This is a genomic window from Actinomadura coerulea, from assembly GCF_014208105.1.
Classification (GTDB): Bacteria; Actinomycetota; Actinomycetes; order Streptosporangiales; family Streptosporangiaceae; genus Spirillospora; species Spirillospora coerulea.
Map to the genome: position 1 here is coordinate 5,472,131 of NZ_JACHMQ010000001.1, position 14,281 is coordinate 5,486,411.

General features: G+C 70.0%; 10 protein-coding genes. 3 read left to right on the forward strand and 7 right to left on the reverse strand.

What is annotated here, in order from left to right; all coding sequences use genetic code 11:
- Nucleotides 1-52: 52 nt before the first annotated feature.
- The 5 genes from ftsH to dacB all read right to left on the reverse strand — a co-directional run bounded on the left by ftsH (nucleotide 53) and on the right by dacB (nucleotide 6,855).
- Nucleotides 53-2,056, reverse strand: a complete 2,004-nt coding sequence (gene ftsH / locus BKA00_RS25155) for an ATP-dependent zinc metalloprotease FtsH (protein WP_185028818.1) — start codon at nucleotides 2,054-2,056, stop codon at nucleotides 53-55.
- Between the two features lie 382 nt (nucleotides 2,057-2,438).
- Nucleotides 2,439-3,002 (reverse strand): hypoxanthine phosphoribosyltransferase, encoded by a 564-nt coding sequence (hpt, locus tag BKA00_RS25160; protein ID WP_185028820.1) that lies wholly within the window; start codon nucleotides 3,000-3,002, stop codon nucleotides 2,439-2,441.
- Nucleotides 3,003-3,125: 123 nt separating this feature from the next.
- On the reverse strand, nucleotides 3,126-4,124 hold the full coding sequence (gene tilS, locus BKA00_RS25165) for a tRNA lysidine(34) synthetase TilS (protein ID WP_185028822.1): 999 nt from the start codon (nucleotides 4,122-4,124) through the stop codon (nucleotides 3,126-3,128).
- 66 nt (nucleotides 4,125-4,190) lie between these two features.
- A complete protein-coding gene (locus tag BKA00_RS25170; protein WP_185034762.1) occupies nucleotides 4,191-5,300 on the reverse strand; it encodes a zinc-dependent metalloprotease in 1,110 nt (369 codons plus the stop codon).
- A 139-nt stretch (nucleotides 5,301-5,439) separates the two neighbouring features.
- Nucleotides 5,440-6,855 (reverse strand): D-alanyl-D-alanine carboxypeptidase/D-alanyl-D-alanine endopeptidase, encoded by a 1,416-nt coding sequence (dacB, locus tag BKA00_RS25175; RefSeq protein ID WP_338072157.1) that lies wholly within the window; start codon nucleotides 6,853-6,855, stop codon nucleotides 5,440-5,442.
- Nucleotides 6,856-6,992: 137 nt separating this feature from the next.
- Between dacB and BKA00_RS25180 the strand changes: the two genes are divergently transcribed.
- Nucleotides 6,993-7,484 carry an inorganic diphosphatase gene (locus BKA00_RS25180; RefSeq protein WP_179837865.1) on the forward strand — a complete coding sequence of 164 codons (492 nt, stop codon included), beginning with the start codon at nucleotides 6,993-6,995 and terminating at the stop codon, nucleotides 7,482-7,484.
- A gap of 128 nt (nucleotides 7,485-7,612) precedes the next feature.
- Here BKA00_RS25180 and BKA00_RS25185 read toward each other — a convergent pair whose 3' ends face one another.
- Nucleotides 7,613-8,893 carry a C40 family peptidase gene (locus BKA00_RS25185; RefSeq protein WP_185028824.1) on the reverse strand — a complete coding sequence of 427 codons (1,281 nt, stop codon included), beginning with the start codon at nucleotides 8,891-8,893 and terminating at the stop codon, nucleotides 7,613-7,615.
- Between the two features lie 262 nt (nucleotides 8,894-9,155).
- Complete coding sequence (locus BKA00_RS25190; RefSeq protein WP_185028826.1) at nucleotides 9,156-10,340, reverse strand: RNA polymerase sigma factor; 1,185 nt, start codon at nucleotides 10,338-10,340, stop codon at nucleotides 9,156-9,158.
- A gap of 528 nt (nucleotides 10,341-10,868) precedes the next feature.
- Here BKA00_RS25190 and BKA00_RS39220 point away from each other — a divergent pair.
- Both BKA00_RS39220 and BKA00_RS25200 read left to right on the forward strand, forming a co-directional pair.
- Nucleotides 10,869-11,681, forward strand: coding sequence for a helix-turn-helix domain-containing protein (locus tag BKA00_RS39220; protein ID WP_185028828.1), 813 nt, complete (start codon nucleotides 10,869-10,871; stop codon nucleotides 11,679-11,681).
- Nucleotides 11,678-14,104: a VIT domain-containing protein gene (locus tag BKA00_RS25200; protein ID WP_185028830.1), complete on the forward strand. Its 2,427-nt coding sequence runs from the start codon at nucleotides 11,678-11,680 to the stop codon at nucleotides 14,102-14,104. The genes BKA00_RS39220 and BKA00_RS25200 overlap by 4 nt, the downstream gene beginning before the upstream one ends.
- Nucleotides 14,105-14,281: the final 177 nt, after the last annotated feature.

Below are 14,281 nucleotides of genomic sequence, written 5' to 3' on the forward strand. Positions count from 1 at the left end.
CCCGGCGGATCGTTCTCGAGCGGCGCCTCGTCGTACGGGATCGCCAAGGCCGTCAGCTCTCGCCCGGGGCCGGGTCGACGGCCTCAGAGGCGACGCCGCTCTGGCCGTTGTTCTTGGTCAGGTCGGCGACGTCCTGCGGGCCGAGCAGGGCCAGTTCCTTGGGTGTGAGCACCGGCGGACGGTCGGACGGGAGGCGCTTGCCGTAGCCGGTGTAGGAGTTCTGGTGCGGCCGCTTCTGGATCGGCGCGAAGATCTCCAGCACCTGGTTCTTGGACAGCGTCTCCTTCTCCATCAGGTTGACGACGAGCTCGTCCAGGACGTCCCGGTACTCGACGAGGATCTCCCACGCGGTGTCGTGCGCGCCCTCGATGTAGCGCCGGACCTCGTCGTCGATCGCGGAGGCGATGTCCTCGGAGTAGTCGCGCTCGTGGCCCATGTCGCGGCCGAGGAAGACCTCGCCCTGCCCGGTGCCGAACTTGCGCGCGCCGAGGCGCTCGCTCATGCCGTACTCGGTCACCATGTTGCGGGCGATGGAGCTGGCCTTCTCGATGTCGTTGGCCGCGCCGGTGGTCGGCTCGTGGAAGACCAGTTCCTCCGCGGTGCGCCCGCCCAGCAGCATGGCGAGCTGGTCGGTCATCTCCGAACGGGTCGTGAGGAACTTGTCCTCCATCGGGAGGGTCATGGTGTAACCCAGGGCCCGTCCGCGCGGAAGGATCGTCACCTTGTGCACGGGGTCGGAGTTCGGCAGCGCGTGCGCCACCAGGGCGTGCCCGCCCTCGTGGTAGGCGATGATCTTCTTTTCCTTCTCCGACATCACCCGGGTCTTGCGCTCTGGCCCGGCCATGACGCGGTCGATGGACTCCTCGAGGGTGTCCATGTCGATCAGCTTGCGGTCGAACCGCGCGGTGAGCAGCGCCGCCTCGTTGATCACGTTGGCCAGGTCCGCGCCGGTGAAGCCGGGCGTGCGGCGCGCGATCACGTCGAGGTCGACGTCCTGCGCGAACGGCTTGCCCCGGCCGTGCACGCGCAGGATGCCCTTGCGGCCCTCCAGGTCGGGGCGGTCCACGGTGACCTGGCGGTCGAAGCGGCCGGGACGCAGCAGCGCCGGGTCGAGGATGTCGGGGCGGTTCGTCGCGGCGATCAGGATCACGCCGCCCTTGACGTCGAAGCCGTCCATCTCGACCAGCAGCTGGTTGAGGGTCTGCTCGCGCTCGTCGTGGCCGCCGCCGAGGCCCGCGCCGCGGTGCCGGCCGACGGCGTCGATCTCGTCGATGAAGATGATCGAGGGGGCGTTGGTCTTGGCCTGCTCGAACAGGTCGCGGACCCGGGACGCGCCCACGCCGACGAACATCTCGACGAAGTCCGAACCAGAGATCGAGTAGAAGGGCACGCCCGCCTCGCCGGCGACGGCGCGCGCCAGCAGCGTCTTGCCGGTGCCGGGCGGGCCGTACAGCAGCACGCCCTTGGGGATCTTGGCGCCGATCGACTGGAACTTCGCCGGGTTCTGCAGGAAGTCCTTGATCTCTTCGAGTTCCTCCAGGGCCTCGTCGGCCCCGGCCACGTCGGCGAAGGTGGTCTTCGGGGTGTCCTTGGTGATGAGCTTGGCCTTGGACTTGCCGAAGTTCATCACCCGCGAGCCGCCGCCCTGCATCTGGTTCATGATGAACAGGAAGATCAGCACGATGACCACGATGGGCAGCAGACTGAACAGCAGGTTCAGGAAGAAGCTCTGCTTCGGGACATCAACGTTGTAGCCGCCGGACAGCTTGCCGGCGTTGGCCTGGTTCTGGAGCTGCTGCTGCAGTTGCAGGCCCTGGCCCTCGACCCAGGAGGCCTGCTGCTGCTTGCCGTTGGTGAGCGTCAGCTCGATCCGCTGGTCCTTGTCAATGATCTTGGCGGACTTCACCTGGCCCGCGTTGATCTCCTGGACGACCTTGGATGTGTCGACCTTCTCGAACGAACGGCCGGGGTTGACGCCCCACATGACGAGGGCGACCAAGAGGCCGAACAGCAGGATCCACAGCAGCGGCCCGCGAAAATAGCGCTTCACGTCCATTTATCCGGTTACCCCGTAGGGGCCCGTCCCTCCTGACCAACTCTGTGTGCGATCCTCGCCCGTCCCAGGGGACGGACGCCACTGCGACCAACCAATGCGACCAACGGGAAGGCCCGTCGCCCGGGGCTCCGGTCCCTCCGTGGCGGCTTCCCTCATATGGCTTCCCGAACCCAGGGTCCGGGACACCGACGGTACACCGCAGGCGCAGGAGACGCAGCCGACGCTGTTCCCCCGCATCCCTTGCCTATACCCCTCAACGACCTTTGCAACGAATCGTCACGGTCCCTTGTTCCCTGGGGGCCTTGGCGCGTCTCCGGGCAGTGCGGGCATGTCCGGGGCGATCAGGCCCCCTCCCGCCGCCCTCCGGGCCCCTCCAGGACGCTCAGGCTCCGTCCCCGCCGTACACGTGCGGGGCGAGGGTCCCGACGAAGGGCAGGTTCCGGTACCGCTCCGCATAGTCGAGCCCGTAGCCGATGACGAACTCGTTGGGGATGTCGAAGCCGATGTACTTCACGTCGATGTCGGTCGTGACGGCCTCCGGCTTGCGCAGCAGCGCGCAGATCTCCAGGGAGGCCGGGTTGCGCGAGCGCAGGTTGCTCACCAGCCATGACAGCGTCAGGCCCGAGTCGACGATGTCCTCCACGATCAGGACGTGCCGGTCGAGGATGTCGGTGTCGAGGTCCTTGAGGATGCGGACGACGCCGGAGGACTTGGTGCCCGAGCCGTAGGACGACACGGCCATCCAGTCCATGGAGGCGGGCGAGTGCAGCGCCCGTGCCAGGTCGGCCATGATCATGACGGCGCCCTTGAGGACCCCGACGAGCAGCAGGTCCCGGCCCGCGTAGTCGGCGTCGATCTGCGCGGCGAGCTCGCGCACCTTGGCCTGCAGGTCGTCCTCGGAAATCAGCACTTTCGCCAGGTCGCTGCCCAGGTCCTTCTCGTCCACAACCCCACCTCATAGCTCAGACCTCGCCCGTCCGGTGGGACGGACGTCGGACGGACACCGCCGCGCGCCGTTCGGGCGGTGCGCGGCGGACACGGCACGCGACGATCCGCACACGCCGCGACGTCAAACCGGGCCGAACAGCAGCTTCCCAGACCTCCTGAAGGCGCGCAGCCCCCCGGGCAGATCCACGTGCCGCTGGCCGTGCCAGGCCGTGACCAGCCGATCCACTGCATCGATATGGACCGCCGCGAGCGTACCCGGTGGACTGCCGGCCCTGACCGCCGCCATACGCAGCACCCTTGTGCGGACGGCCCTGGGCAGCCCTTCGAGCCCTTCCAGGCGGACCGCCACCTCGCAGCCGTCTTCGGAGGTCTCCAAGCCGGAGTAGGCGCGAGCGGCCATCTCGTCGAGGGCGTCGGCGTCGTCGCGCAGCATCCTCGCCGTCCGTGCCAGTGCTTCGGCCACTCCCGGGCCGAGCGCCTTCTCCAGAGCAGGAAGGGCCTCGTGACGGACACGCACGCGCGCGTAGGCGGGGTCGATGTTGTGGGGGTCGTCCCAAGGGTCCAGCCCCATGGCCTTACAGGCGCGACGCGTGGTGGCGCGATCCAGCTCCAGCAAAGGCCTCAGGTACAGGGCACCGCTGGTGCGCCTGAAAGTGGCGGGCATGCCGGCCAGCGAGCGGGCCCCGGAACCACGTGCCAGACCTAGCAGGACGGTTTCCGCTTGGTCGTCTTGCGTGTGACCCAGCAGGACGGCTGTAGCGCCCAATCGATCGGCGGCATCGTCGAGGGCCCCGTATCGGGCGTCGCGGGCGGCATTCTCCGGACCGCCCGGGCCATCGACGGTCACCGCGATGGATCCCGCTGGGTCGAGACCAAGGCCGACCATGGTCCGGACCACCGCCTCGGCCCGCCTGTCCGAGCCGTCCTGCAGGCCATGGTCGATGGTGACGGCTCCGGCTCGACGCCCCGCCCTGGGTGCTTCGAAGGCCAATGCCCCAGCGAGCGCGAGCGAATCTGCGCCCCCGCTGCACGCGGCCAGCACCGTCGCCCCCTCAGGCAGGTCGGCGAGCACCCTGCGCACGGCAAGACGTACCGCTGCCACAGCGGGATCAGGGCCCATGGCAAACGTCTACCATCACACGGCGGCGCACGCCCAAGGCGGGCTCGGCCTCGCGGTGGCCGTGGGTCAGGCCTCGTTGGCCTCCGGCGGAGCGTCGATGGCGCGTGTGCCGACGACCCTGCTCATCCACAGGGCGGGTTCCTTGATCTCGTCGTGGGTCGGGAGCGTCTCCGGAGAGTGCCAGACCTGGTTGAAGCCGCTCATGCCGACTTCGGTGACGACCCTCCGCACGAATCGCGACCCCTCCGCGTACTGCTTCATCTTCAGGTCGATGCCGAGCAGGCGCCGGATCGTCTTGTCGAGCTTGGAACCGCCCGACCGCCTCCCCTGGAAACGCGAGCGGATCTGCTGGACGGACGGCACGACCTCGGGGCCCACCGCGTCCATGACGTAGTCGCCGTGCCCTTCGACGAGCGTCATCACGGCGGTGAGGCGGTCGAGGATCTCCCGCTGCTCGGGCGTCTGGATCGCGTCGATGAGGTTCGAGTCACCCCCGCGCACGGCATCGGCGACGGCCTCGGCCGCGTCCCGGATGCGGTCCAGCATCATGCCGGGGTCCAGGTCGGACGCGAGGAGGAACTTGGTCATCTGGTCTTGGACGTACTCGCGCAGCCATGGGACGCCGGTGAACTGGGCGCGGTGCGTCTCCTCGTGCAGGCAGACCCAGAGGCGGAAGTCACGCGACTCCACACCGAGCTCCTGCTCCACATGCACGATGTTGGGCGCGACCAGAGTCAGCCGCCCTGTCGGCGCACGCCCGGACGGGTCCGGCGGCAGGAACAGCTCGTACTGCCCCAGAACACGGCTCGCCATGTACGCCAGGATCGCGCCCACCTGCATGCCCGTGACGCGGGAACCGACCGCCTGGACGACGACATTGCCCGCCCCGCCGAGGGGGCCGCCGTTCCCCTTCGCGGACATCTGCTCCATGAGCGGCTCCAGCACGACGCGGAAACCGTCCACGTTGGCACGGATCCAGCCGGGCCTGTCCACGATCGTCGCGGGGTCCGGGTCGAGCTCGGACGCCATCCCGGTGAAGTCCCGGACGTGCCCATGGGCGATCTTCGACAGGGCGCGCAGCTCCTTGACGACCTCACGGGCCTCGGCATGGGTGACCTGCGGCCCGGGCCTGACGAGCCGGGTGCCGGCCTGGACCGCCAGGTTCCAGTCGATCATTGAGGCGCTCATGTAACCACCGTACGTTCGGAACGCGGCGCCGGAGCGCCCTGCATGGTCGTTCAACGCACAACCGTTCTGGTTATCTCCCGTACGGGCGCCGCCACACCCGCGCCGCGGCCCGGGTGTGGGCCTCGGATCAACCGCATCCGCAGGTGGCCACCGCCGCGGCGAGCTGGTCGAGCTTGCCGGGGTCGACCGGCCCCTTGCCGTCCCCCGCCATGAAGGCGAAGGCGAGCAGACGCCCGTCCGCGTCGTAGGCGAGACCGGCCAGGGTGCTGACTCCCGCCAAGGTGCCGGTCTTGGCGCGCACCATCCCCGCGCCCCCCTGGCTGGCCGCGACGGTGTAGCGGGGCGGGCTCAACGTCCCGGAGAAACCCGCGATCGGCAGGCCGGTGATGACCGGGCGCAGCTCCGGATGGTCTCCGCCCGCGGCCAGAGAGACGATCCGGGCCAGCGCGATAGGCGAGATGCGGTTGAGCGGTGACAACCCACTGCCGTCGTTGACCGAGACCCCCTCGGCCACGCCGAGCCCTGCGAGAACCTGCCGGACGGCCTGTGCGGCGTCGGCGAATGTCGCGGGACGCCCCAGCTTGATGGCCACCTGGCGCGCCACCGCCTCGGCCACGTCGTTGTCGCTGTCGGTCAGCAGATGCTCCACGAGCGCGGACATCGGCGGCGACTGGACGGCGCCGAGTTGCACAGCCTCCTTCTGCGCGACCGTCGAACGTCCAGCCCTGGCGCCGACCCCGTTCTTGGACAGCAGACGCGCGAACTCCCTCGCCGCAGCGGCAGGCGGGTCCGAAACCCGTGTCTTCCTGGACGGGTCCGACGGCGCCACCCGCCCCTCATCGACGGTCAAGGCGCTGACAGGCGCCACCTCGCCATCGGGCAGATAGTTGGGTTTCCAGCCTGCGGCCGTACGGGGCCCCTGGTAGGCGGACGCGTCGTAGTCGACGCGTACCTGGCCCGCACCGGCCTGGCCCGCGCCAGACGCCTTCAGGGCCATGGCCGTCTGGCGGGCCAGGTCCGCAAGCGAGGCGTAGGGCGGGTGACCGGCCCCGGCGCGCGGCGGCAACGCCGTCAAGGTAGGATCCCCGCCTCCGACCAGAATGATCCCGTCGCCGGCACCGCGCACGACCCGGGTGGTGATGCGGTGGGCCGGCCCGGCCGAGGCCAGCGCCGCCACCGATGTCGCCAGCTTCGTCGTCGAGGCCGGGGTGGCGGGCTGCCCGGCGCGCAGCTCGTACAGCGGCCGCCGGGTCTCCGCGTCGACGACCACCGCGTTGATCTTCGCCTGCGGTCCCCCGATCAGCGCGGAGAGCCGTCCCGCCAGGGCGGACGGGTCGGGCGGACGGCCCGACCCGGGCTCCGCGGCGGGGATCGCGGCGGACGACGGCGCGATCCGCACCAGGTCGCGCGCCGCCACGCTGGGCGGTTGCGGCGACAGGCGGCGGTCGGGTGTGAGTTTCACCACTGCCAGACCTGCGGCGACGGCGAAAACGTTAAGGAGGGACAGCGACAGGACTGCGAGGGCCCGGCCCCGTCCAGGCACGTGACCGCCCCTCTCCCACTCAGCACTCACCAACGTGCGACATCCTTATACCGGGGAACACTGACCTGTGGTGCCGGCCTCGCCCACAGGCTCCCGAAAGACTATTCACTGCGAGCGCGCAGGGAGCGGAGGACATCTTGGATTTCGACGTCACGATTGAGATCCCGAAGGGCCAGCGGAACAAGTACGAGGTGGACCACGAGAGCGGCCGCATCCGGCTCGACCGCATGCTCTTCACCTCCACGCAGTACCCGGCCGACTACGGCTTCGTCGAGGACACCCTCGGCGAGGACGGCGACCCCCTGGACGCCCTGGTCCTGCTCCAGGAACCGACGTTCCCCGGCTGCCTCATCCGCTGCCGCGCCGTGGGCATGTTCCGCATGACCGACGAGGCCGGCGGCGACGACAAGGTCCTGTGCGTCCCCGCCACCGACCCCCGCATGGAGCACCTGCGCGACATCCACCACGTCGCCGAGTTCGACCGGCTGGAGATCCAGCACTTCTTCGAGGTCTACAAGGACCTGGAGCCCGGCAAGTCCGTCGAAGGCGCCAGCTGGGTGGGACGCGTGGAGGCCGAGCAGGAGATCGAGCGCTCCTTCAAGCGCGCCTCCGACCAGGGCGGCCACTGAACCTTCCCCGGCCCGTGCGGCCGGCCGGGCCGTGCGGAGTCGCGGACGGCGCCGACCCGCTCCCTGCCGCCCACGCGACGCTCGCGAGGAACCCTTCTGTAGGACTCCTACAGAAGGGTTCTCGCTTTCTACGGGGACTGAGTTCCTTCAGCCTGCGGACGTGTGGCACCGATCAGGTCGTGCCGGTGGATGCTCGCTATGCGCACCTGTGCACCGGTGTAGGGCGCTTCCACCATGCGGCCGTCGCTGAGGTAGAGGCCGACGTGGTGGATCGTGGCGGGATCGGACCGGTTGGTCGCGAAGAAGACCAGGTCACCTGGGCGCAGTTTGCTGATGGGGATGTGCGGTCCGGACGTCCACTGAGTGCCCGTCCAGTGGTCGAGCCGCACACCCGCCTTGTTCCACGCGTACATGGTCAGGCCTGAGCAGTCGAAGCCCACCGTCCCGGCGCCCTGATCGATGCCGTAGGTCGGCCCCTCCAGGTCGCCCCCGCCCCAGGAGTAGGGCGTGCCGAGCCACTTGAGCGCCGCCTCGACCGCGATGGCGCCGCGCGCCTCGGGCGGCGCCCCCTTCGGAACCGGGAAATTTGAACGGAACTTGCGCGTCTGCGCCTTCTCCAGCGCGCGCTCCCGTGCCCGCTTGACTTCCGTAGCGTTCGCCTCGGCCTTGCCAAGCTTGCGTTCCAGACGGCGCTTGTCCGTCTCGATGCGCTGGACGGCCTCCTTCTGGGCGGCCACAGCGTCCTGCGCGAGCCGTTTGGCCTCGTCGGCGCGCCTTGTCGCCGCACCTTGCTCGTCCAGCGCGGTCTTCGCCTGCCGGCGGAAGACGTCCGCGACCGTCTTGGAGGCTTCGACCCGGCGGAACATGGCGGTTCGCCGTTCGGCGAGCATCTTGACCATGCCCGCGCGGTCCATGAAGCCCTGGGGCCCGCCTTCGCCCGCGACAGCCGAGGACATCGGGTCGTAGCCGGTGTTGTCCCGGTAGACCTGCGCGGCGAACGACGCCAGCTCGGCTCTGGCCAGTTCCACTCTCCGGTCCGCCTCGGCGAGCCTCCCTTGGATGTCCTTGTACGCCTCTTGCGCGCCCCGGAGTTGGACGAGTTCGCCGTTGTAGCGCTCCACGGCGGCCTCTGCGGTGACGGCGAGCCTGTCGAGCTCTCCGTCCGCCTGGGCGAGCATGGCCTTCGTCCGCCCGACCTCGGCCGCCCGCTCCCTGACGTCGCGCTCGCTCCGCTCGACGTCCTTCGCGCTGGGGCCTGGCGGATCGGACGGGCGGGCGGACGCGCCCGGCACCAGCACGCTCATGCCGATCGCGACGCCGGAGGTGAGCGTGACCAACCGCAGTGCCCTGCTGCCGGCGGGAGGCAGCGCCACGCGACGGCGGCGTAGCTCGGATGCGCCAGGTGCCATGATCACGTCCTCCCCGCCCGCGGTGCCGCCTAGCGCAAATGATCAGTTACGAAGCGTAGTTGACTCGGGAAAGGGCAGGTAGAAACGCCACGCAGGGGAGGTCCGCAACGGACGAAGGTCAAACTCCGGGCGTCAGGCGCTGAGCGCAGGGCGCCATGTGACGTGAGCCAGGCCCCACCGGGCCGGAACACCACAGTGCTTTCTCCACGGGACTTCCGCCCCCCGTGAGACGTGTACATGGACGGTCATGGTCTGCCCGGCCTCAAGGTGTCCAAAGGCCGGCAGACGCGGACGAGGTTCGTGAGCCCGATGGAAACGTGGCCGAGGGGATGGCGTCGTAGGCGTCGGAAGCTGGTGGAGGCGCAGGCGGCTGCCAACCGGGGCCGGGCCTCTGGGAGATGCCGGGCGTCGCCGTCGGACGCGGGCCGGCGTGTTCGTCCCTGTCTTCACGCTGGGCACTGACGAGGTACATGGAAGCGACCCCCGACGCGGACAGAAGCGCCACAGTCACGAGGACAGCGGAGGCTCGACCGACCTGTGCGTAGAGCCTGGCCGCCCCCTCCTCCTTGGACGTCTTGCGGCTACGGCCGAACCACCAGCGCTGACCCTGGCGAGCCGCCCGGTCGGGGCGCCCGAAGGCGGTCTGGACTGGAAATCCATCCGACCTGAACTCCGTGACGCGAGTGGCCACGAAGAGCCTGTAGCCGACAAGCTCCGGGTCCAGGAAGCAACTCATCACCCGGAGCCGCATCTCCGGTGCGGGTACCGCGTCCGGGAGCAGCCCGTAGACCTTGGCGGCCGACACGTTGCGGGGACGGAGAGCTTCACAGGCGGAACACTCTCGCGCATGCTCCATCAGCCGCTTGCTGATGTCGTAGGTGAGCTCACCACGCCGCTCACGCAGGAGGAGAGCCCGCTCAGCGCAGTCGTAGGGTCCCTTGTTCGCGAGTATCTCCGCGGTCACCGCCGCTTCGAGTTCGCCATGCGCGCCGTCGAGTGCCAACTCCACGTCCCTCGGCGACAACCCGAACACAGCGGCGAGGTCGGGGACCGACAACTGGTGCCTGACATGCAGTTCCAGGATCTCTCGGGAGAGAGGCGGCAGCGCCAGCACCGCATGCCACGCTGTGATCCGCTGGTCGACGTCCTCTTGGTCGTGGCTGGCGACCGGCACGTCCGGCACCTGGTGCCTGGACGGCATGCGGCGGGCGCACTCCAACCGGGCGATGGCGTAGAGCCATGGCCCCAACCGGCCGGGTTCGCGCAACTCGCCGATGTGCGCCTCGGCCACGATGAAGGTGTCGCGCAGGGCGACCTGCGCCGCGTCGCGTCCCCGCAGCTGGAACCAGCAGTACGCGTAGAGCCTCTCGGCATAGGCGTCGTAGACCGCGGCCGGGGCGCCGAGGTCGCGCTCGCGCAGCGTCCCGACCAGGAGATGGTCGCTCATGCCAGAAAAGGTAAAGCGTCCAGACGCTCTTTACCAGCAAATTCAGAGGATCGCACTCCGATACCGAACATCATTCTTACCCCATAATTAGGTCTATTTACAAGCGTGCCCTAGTTAATAGACTTTGGGCACTTTGTCCGAGATACTGCAAGGTTCACCAGGTTCACATGACCAGGACGTCGCCCCGAGGGGCGATCGAGACGACACTCAGAGTGACAGCGGGAATTTCGGACCCTCAATCTAGAACGATCATTTTTCCGACCGGCGAGATCACACTTCCGGCGACGGACATAAGCACCTAACCCAACGGTGAGCCGACAGACGATCACCGCCACTATGACGCTCCCAATGGCAATTCGACCACGGGTTCGTCCCTGGACGCGCCCGCGCCACGTCCAATACGGCATTCGGTGATGGCGCCCGCCGCGAGGCCGACCCCGAATCCCCCACCACCCGGCATGTCCACGCGGCCACCAGAAGGCTCGCGGCGAGTTGACACTGTCATCATTACAGTGTCATCATCGGCGCATGGACGATGACACCTGGACGATCGCCGAACTGGCGGACCGTGCCGCCGCGGCTCTCGCGGCGGACGCGTCCGCGCAGGTCAGCGGCCGGGTGCGCGACCTGCCCAACGAGCGGCTCATCCGCTGGTACACCACGATCGGCCTGGTCGACCCGCCCCTCGGCCGCCGCGGCCGCACCGCCCTGTACGGGCCACGCCATCTCCTTCAGCTCGTCGCGGTGAAGCGGCGCCAGGCCTCGGGCCGCTCCATCGCCGAGATCCAGATCGAGCTCGCCGCCGCGACCGACGCGGACCTCACCCGCATCGCCGCCCTCCCGGACTCGCCGAGGGCCCGATCGAACGGCCTGCCGCCCTCCGAAGGTCCACCCGGCCGAACGGCGGGACACCCCGGCTCGAACATCCAGCCCCCTCGCGACGCCGCCCCGACTCCCCGCAGCGACTCCCCGGCACGAACAGCGAGCCGACGCACGTCAGCACCGCCCCCCGAAGGCCCGAAAAGCCCGGAAGGCACGGCGGGCGGCGGCGAGCGGGGAAACTTCTGGAGCACGCGACCCGACGTGTCATTCCGCCCGGACGTCGACGTCACGGGTTATGGCGAGCCCCGTCCCGCGATCGTCCAGGGCGTCCGGCTCGCGCCCGGCCTCACCGTGCTCCTCGAGGTCCCTGACCTCAACGGCGACGACCTCGCCGCCATCGAGGCGGCCGCGCGTCCCCTTCTCGACGAACTCCGCCGCCGCGGCCTGCTCGCCCCGGCGCCGACCCCCGCCGCAAGCCCCGACTTCCAGCCCGCCGACCCACCCCGGAGGATCCAGTGACCGTGCGCATCCTGCCGCTACCCGAGACCGTGCCACCGGCACCCGACCACGGGCTCGGCGCGCTCAGCACCGACAAGGGAAACCTGCCGCTCGACTCCGTGGACGTCCACGCGTCCATCACCGGCCTGGCCGCCGGCATCGAGGTCGTCCAAGGCTTCCGCAACCCGTTCGACGTACCGCTGGAGGCCACCTACGTCTTCCCGCTGCCCGACCGCGCCGCCGTCACAGCACTGCGCATGGAGGCCGCGGACAGGGTCATCGAAGGGAAGCTGAAAGAGCGGGGGCAGGCGCGGCAGGACTACGACACCGCCATCGCCGCGGGTCAACGCGCGGCCATCGCGGAAGAAGACCGCCCGGACGTGTTCACCATGCGGGTCGGCAACATCCTGCCGGGCGAGCGGGTCACGATCAGGCTCTCCCTGGACCAGCCGCTGCCGCACGAGTCGGCGTCCAGTGCGACCTTCCGCTTCCCCCTCGTCGTCGCCCCCCGCTACATCCCCGGCGCCCCGCTCGACGGCGAGCGCGCGGGCTCCGGGGCGGCCGACGACACCGACGCCGTGCCGGACGCGTCCCGGATCAGCCCGCCCGTCCTGCTGCCCGGCTTCCCCAACCCGGTTCGACTGAGCCTCACCGTCGACATCGATCCGGCCGGGCTTCCGCTCACCCAGATCCGGTCGGCGCTGCACGTGGTCCTCGAAGGAATCGACGGCGAGCGGACGACCCTGCGCCTGCAACCGGGCGAGCGGCTCGACCGCGACTTCGTGCTCCGCCTCGACTTCGCCCCTCACGAGAGCGCGGCCCTCTCCCTGATCCCCGACGAGTCCGGCGAGGAGGGGACGTTCAGCCTCACCGTCCTGCCCTCCGGCGAGGCGAAGCCCCGTCCCCGCGACGTGGTCCTCGTCCTCGACCGCTCCGGCAGCATGCACGGCTGGAAGATGGTCGCCGCCCGCCGCGCCGCCGCCCGCATCGTCGACACCTTCCGCGCCGAAGACCGGTTCGCCGTCCTGTCCTTCGACAGCGTCATCGAACGCCCGCGCGACCTCGGCTCCAGACTGGTCGACGGCACCGACCGCAACCGGTTCCGCGCCGTCGAGCACCTCTCGGCGCTGACCGCGCGAGGCGGCACCGAGATGCTCGCCCCGCTCGACGAGGGCTGCCGCCTCCTCGCCGACCCCGCGCGCGACCGGGTCCTCGTCCTGATCACCGACGGCCAGGTCGGCAACGAGGACCAACTCCTCGCCCACCTCGAACCCAAGCTGCGCGGCGTCCGCGTGCACACGGTCGGCATCGACCAGGCCGTCAACGCCGGCTTCCTGAACCGCCTCGCCGCGATCGGCCGGGGTCGCTGCGAACTGGTGGAGTCCGAAGACCGCCTCGACGAGGCGATGGAGCACATCCACCACCGGATCGCCGCCCCGCTGGCCACCGACCTCGAACTGCACGCCGACGGGCTGGAGATCGTCCCCGGCACCGTCGCCCCCACCCGGCTGAGCGCCCTGTTCCCCGGCGTACCGCTCCAGATCGCGGGCCGGTTCCGCGGCGCACCCTCCGGCGCCTTGTCCGTGCGGGGGACGGCATCCGACGGCACGCCCTGGGAGCAGCACACCACCGGCACCGTCACCCAGAACCCGGCCGCCCGATCCATCTGGGCCCGCGCCCACCTGCGCGACCTGGAGGACCGCTACACGGTCGGCGACCCCGGCGACCTGGAAGAGCGCATCATCTCGACCTCCCTTCAATTCGGCGTCCTGTGCCGCTTCACCGCGTTCGTCGCCGTGGACAGCCGGGTCGCGACCGAAGGCGAGGCGCCGCACCAGGTCGTCCAGCCCGTGGAGATGCCCCGAGGCTGGGCGGGAGCCGCACCGACGGCCGCTCCGCAAAGGGCCCCTGCCGCCTTCGCCGCCATGGATATGGACATGGAAATGGAGAGGTCGGCCCCGCCGGTAGGCGCCGCTCCCAGGCCCCCGGCGCCGATGCCGGCCGCCCCCTCCGGCCCACCTCCGATGCCGCAAGCCGCCCCGCCCGGCTACGGCGCCCCGCCCCCGGCACCGGGCCGCTCCTTCGGCCGCCCCGCCGGCCCCGCCCGACGAGCGGCAGGTTCTCCGCCCTCGCACCTCGCCGGGTTCCAGCAGGAACTGGCCAACGTCCTGGGCCGCCTCCGCCAGGTCCCCGACACTCGGGAAGAGCGCGTCCAGCACCTGCTGGGCGAACTTCTCCCCATCCTGGAGTCGATCGTCCAGCGCATGCAGACCCTCTCCCTGGACACCAAGCCCCTCGCCGACCTCCGCGACGACCTGCACCGCCTCCGGCCCACCGCCGACCAGCCCACCGTCAACGACCAGTGGACCCGCGCCCTCCAGGTCCTCGCCGACTTCACCGGCGAATCCTCGCCCCGCCGCCCCTTCTGGAAACGACCTGGCTAACCCAATAGCGGGGGCGCCTCCACCAAGAAGCCGCCCCCGCCACACCCTCACGGCCCCGCCACACCTCACGGAACCGCCACACCTCACGCGTTGCGGCGCCTCACGACACCGCGGCGCCACACGGAATCGCCACACCTCACGACACCGCGGCGCCTCACGGAACCGCGGCGCCTCACG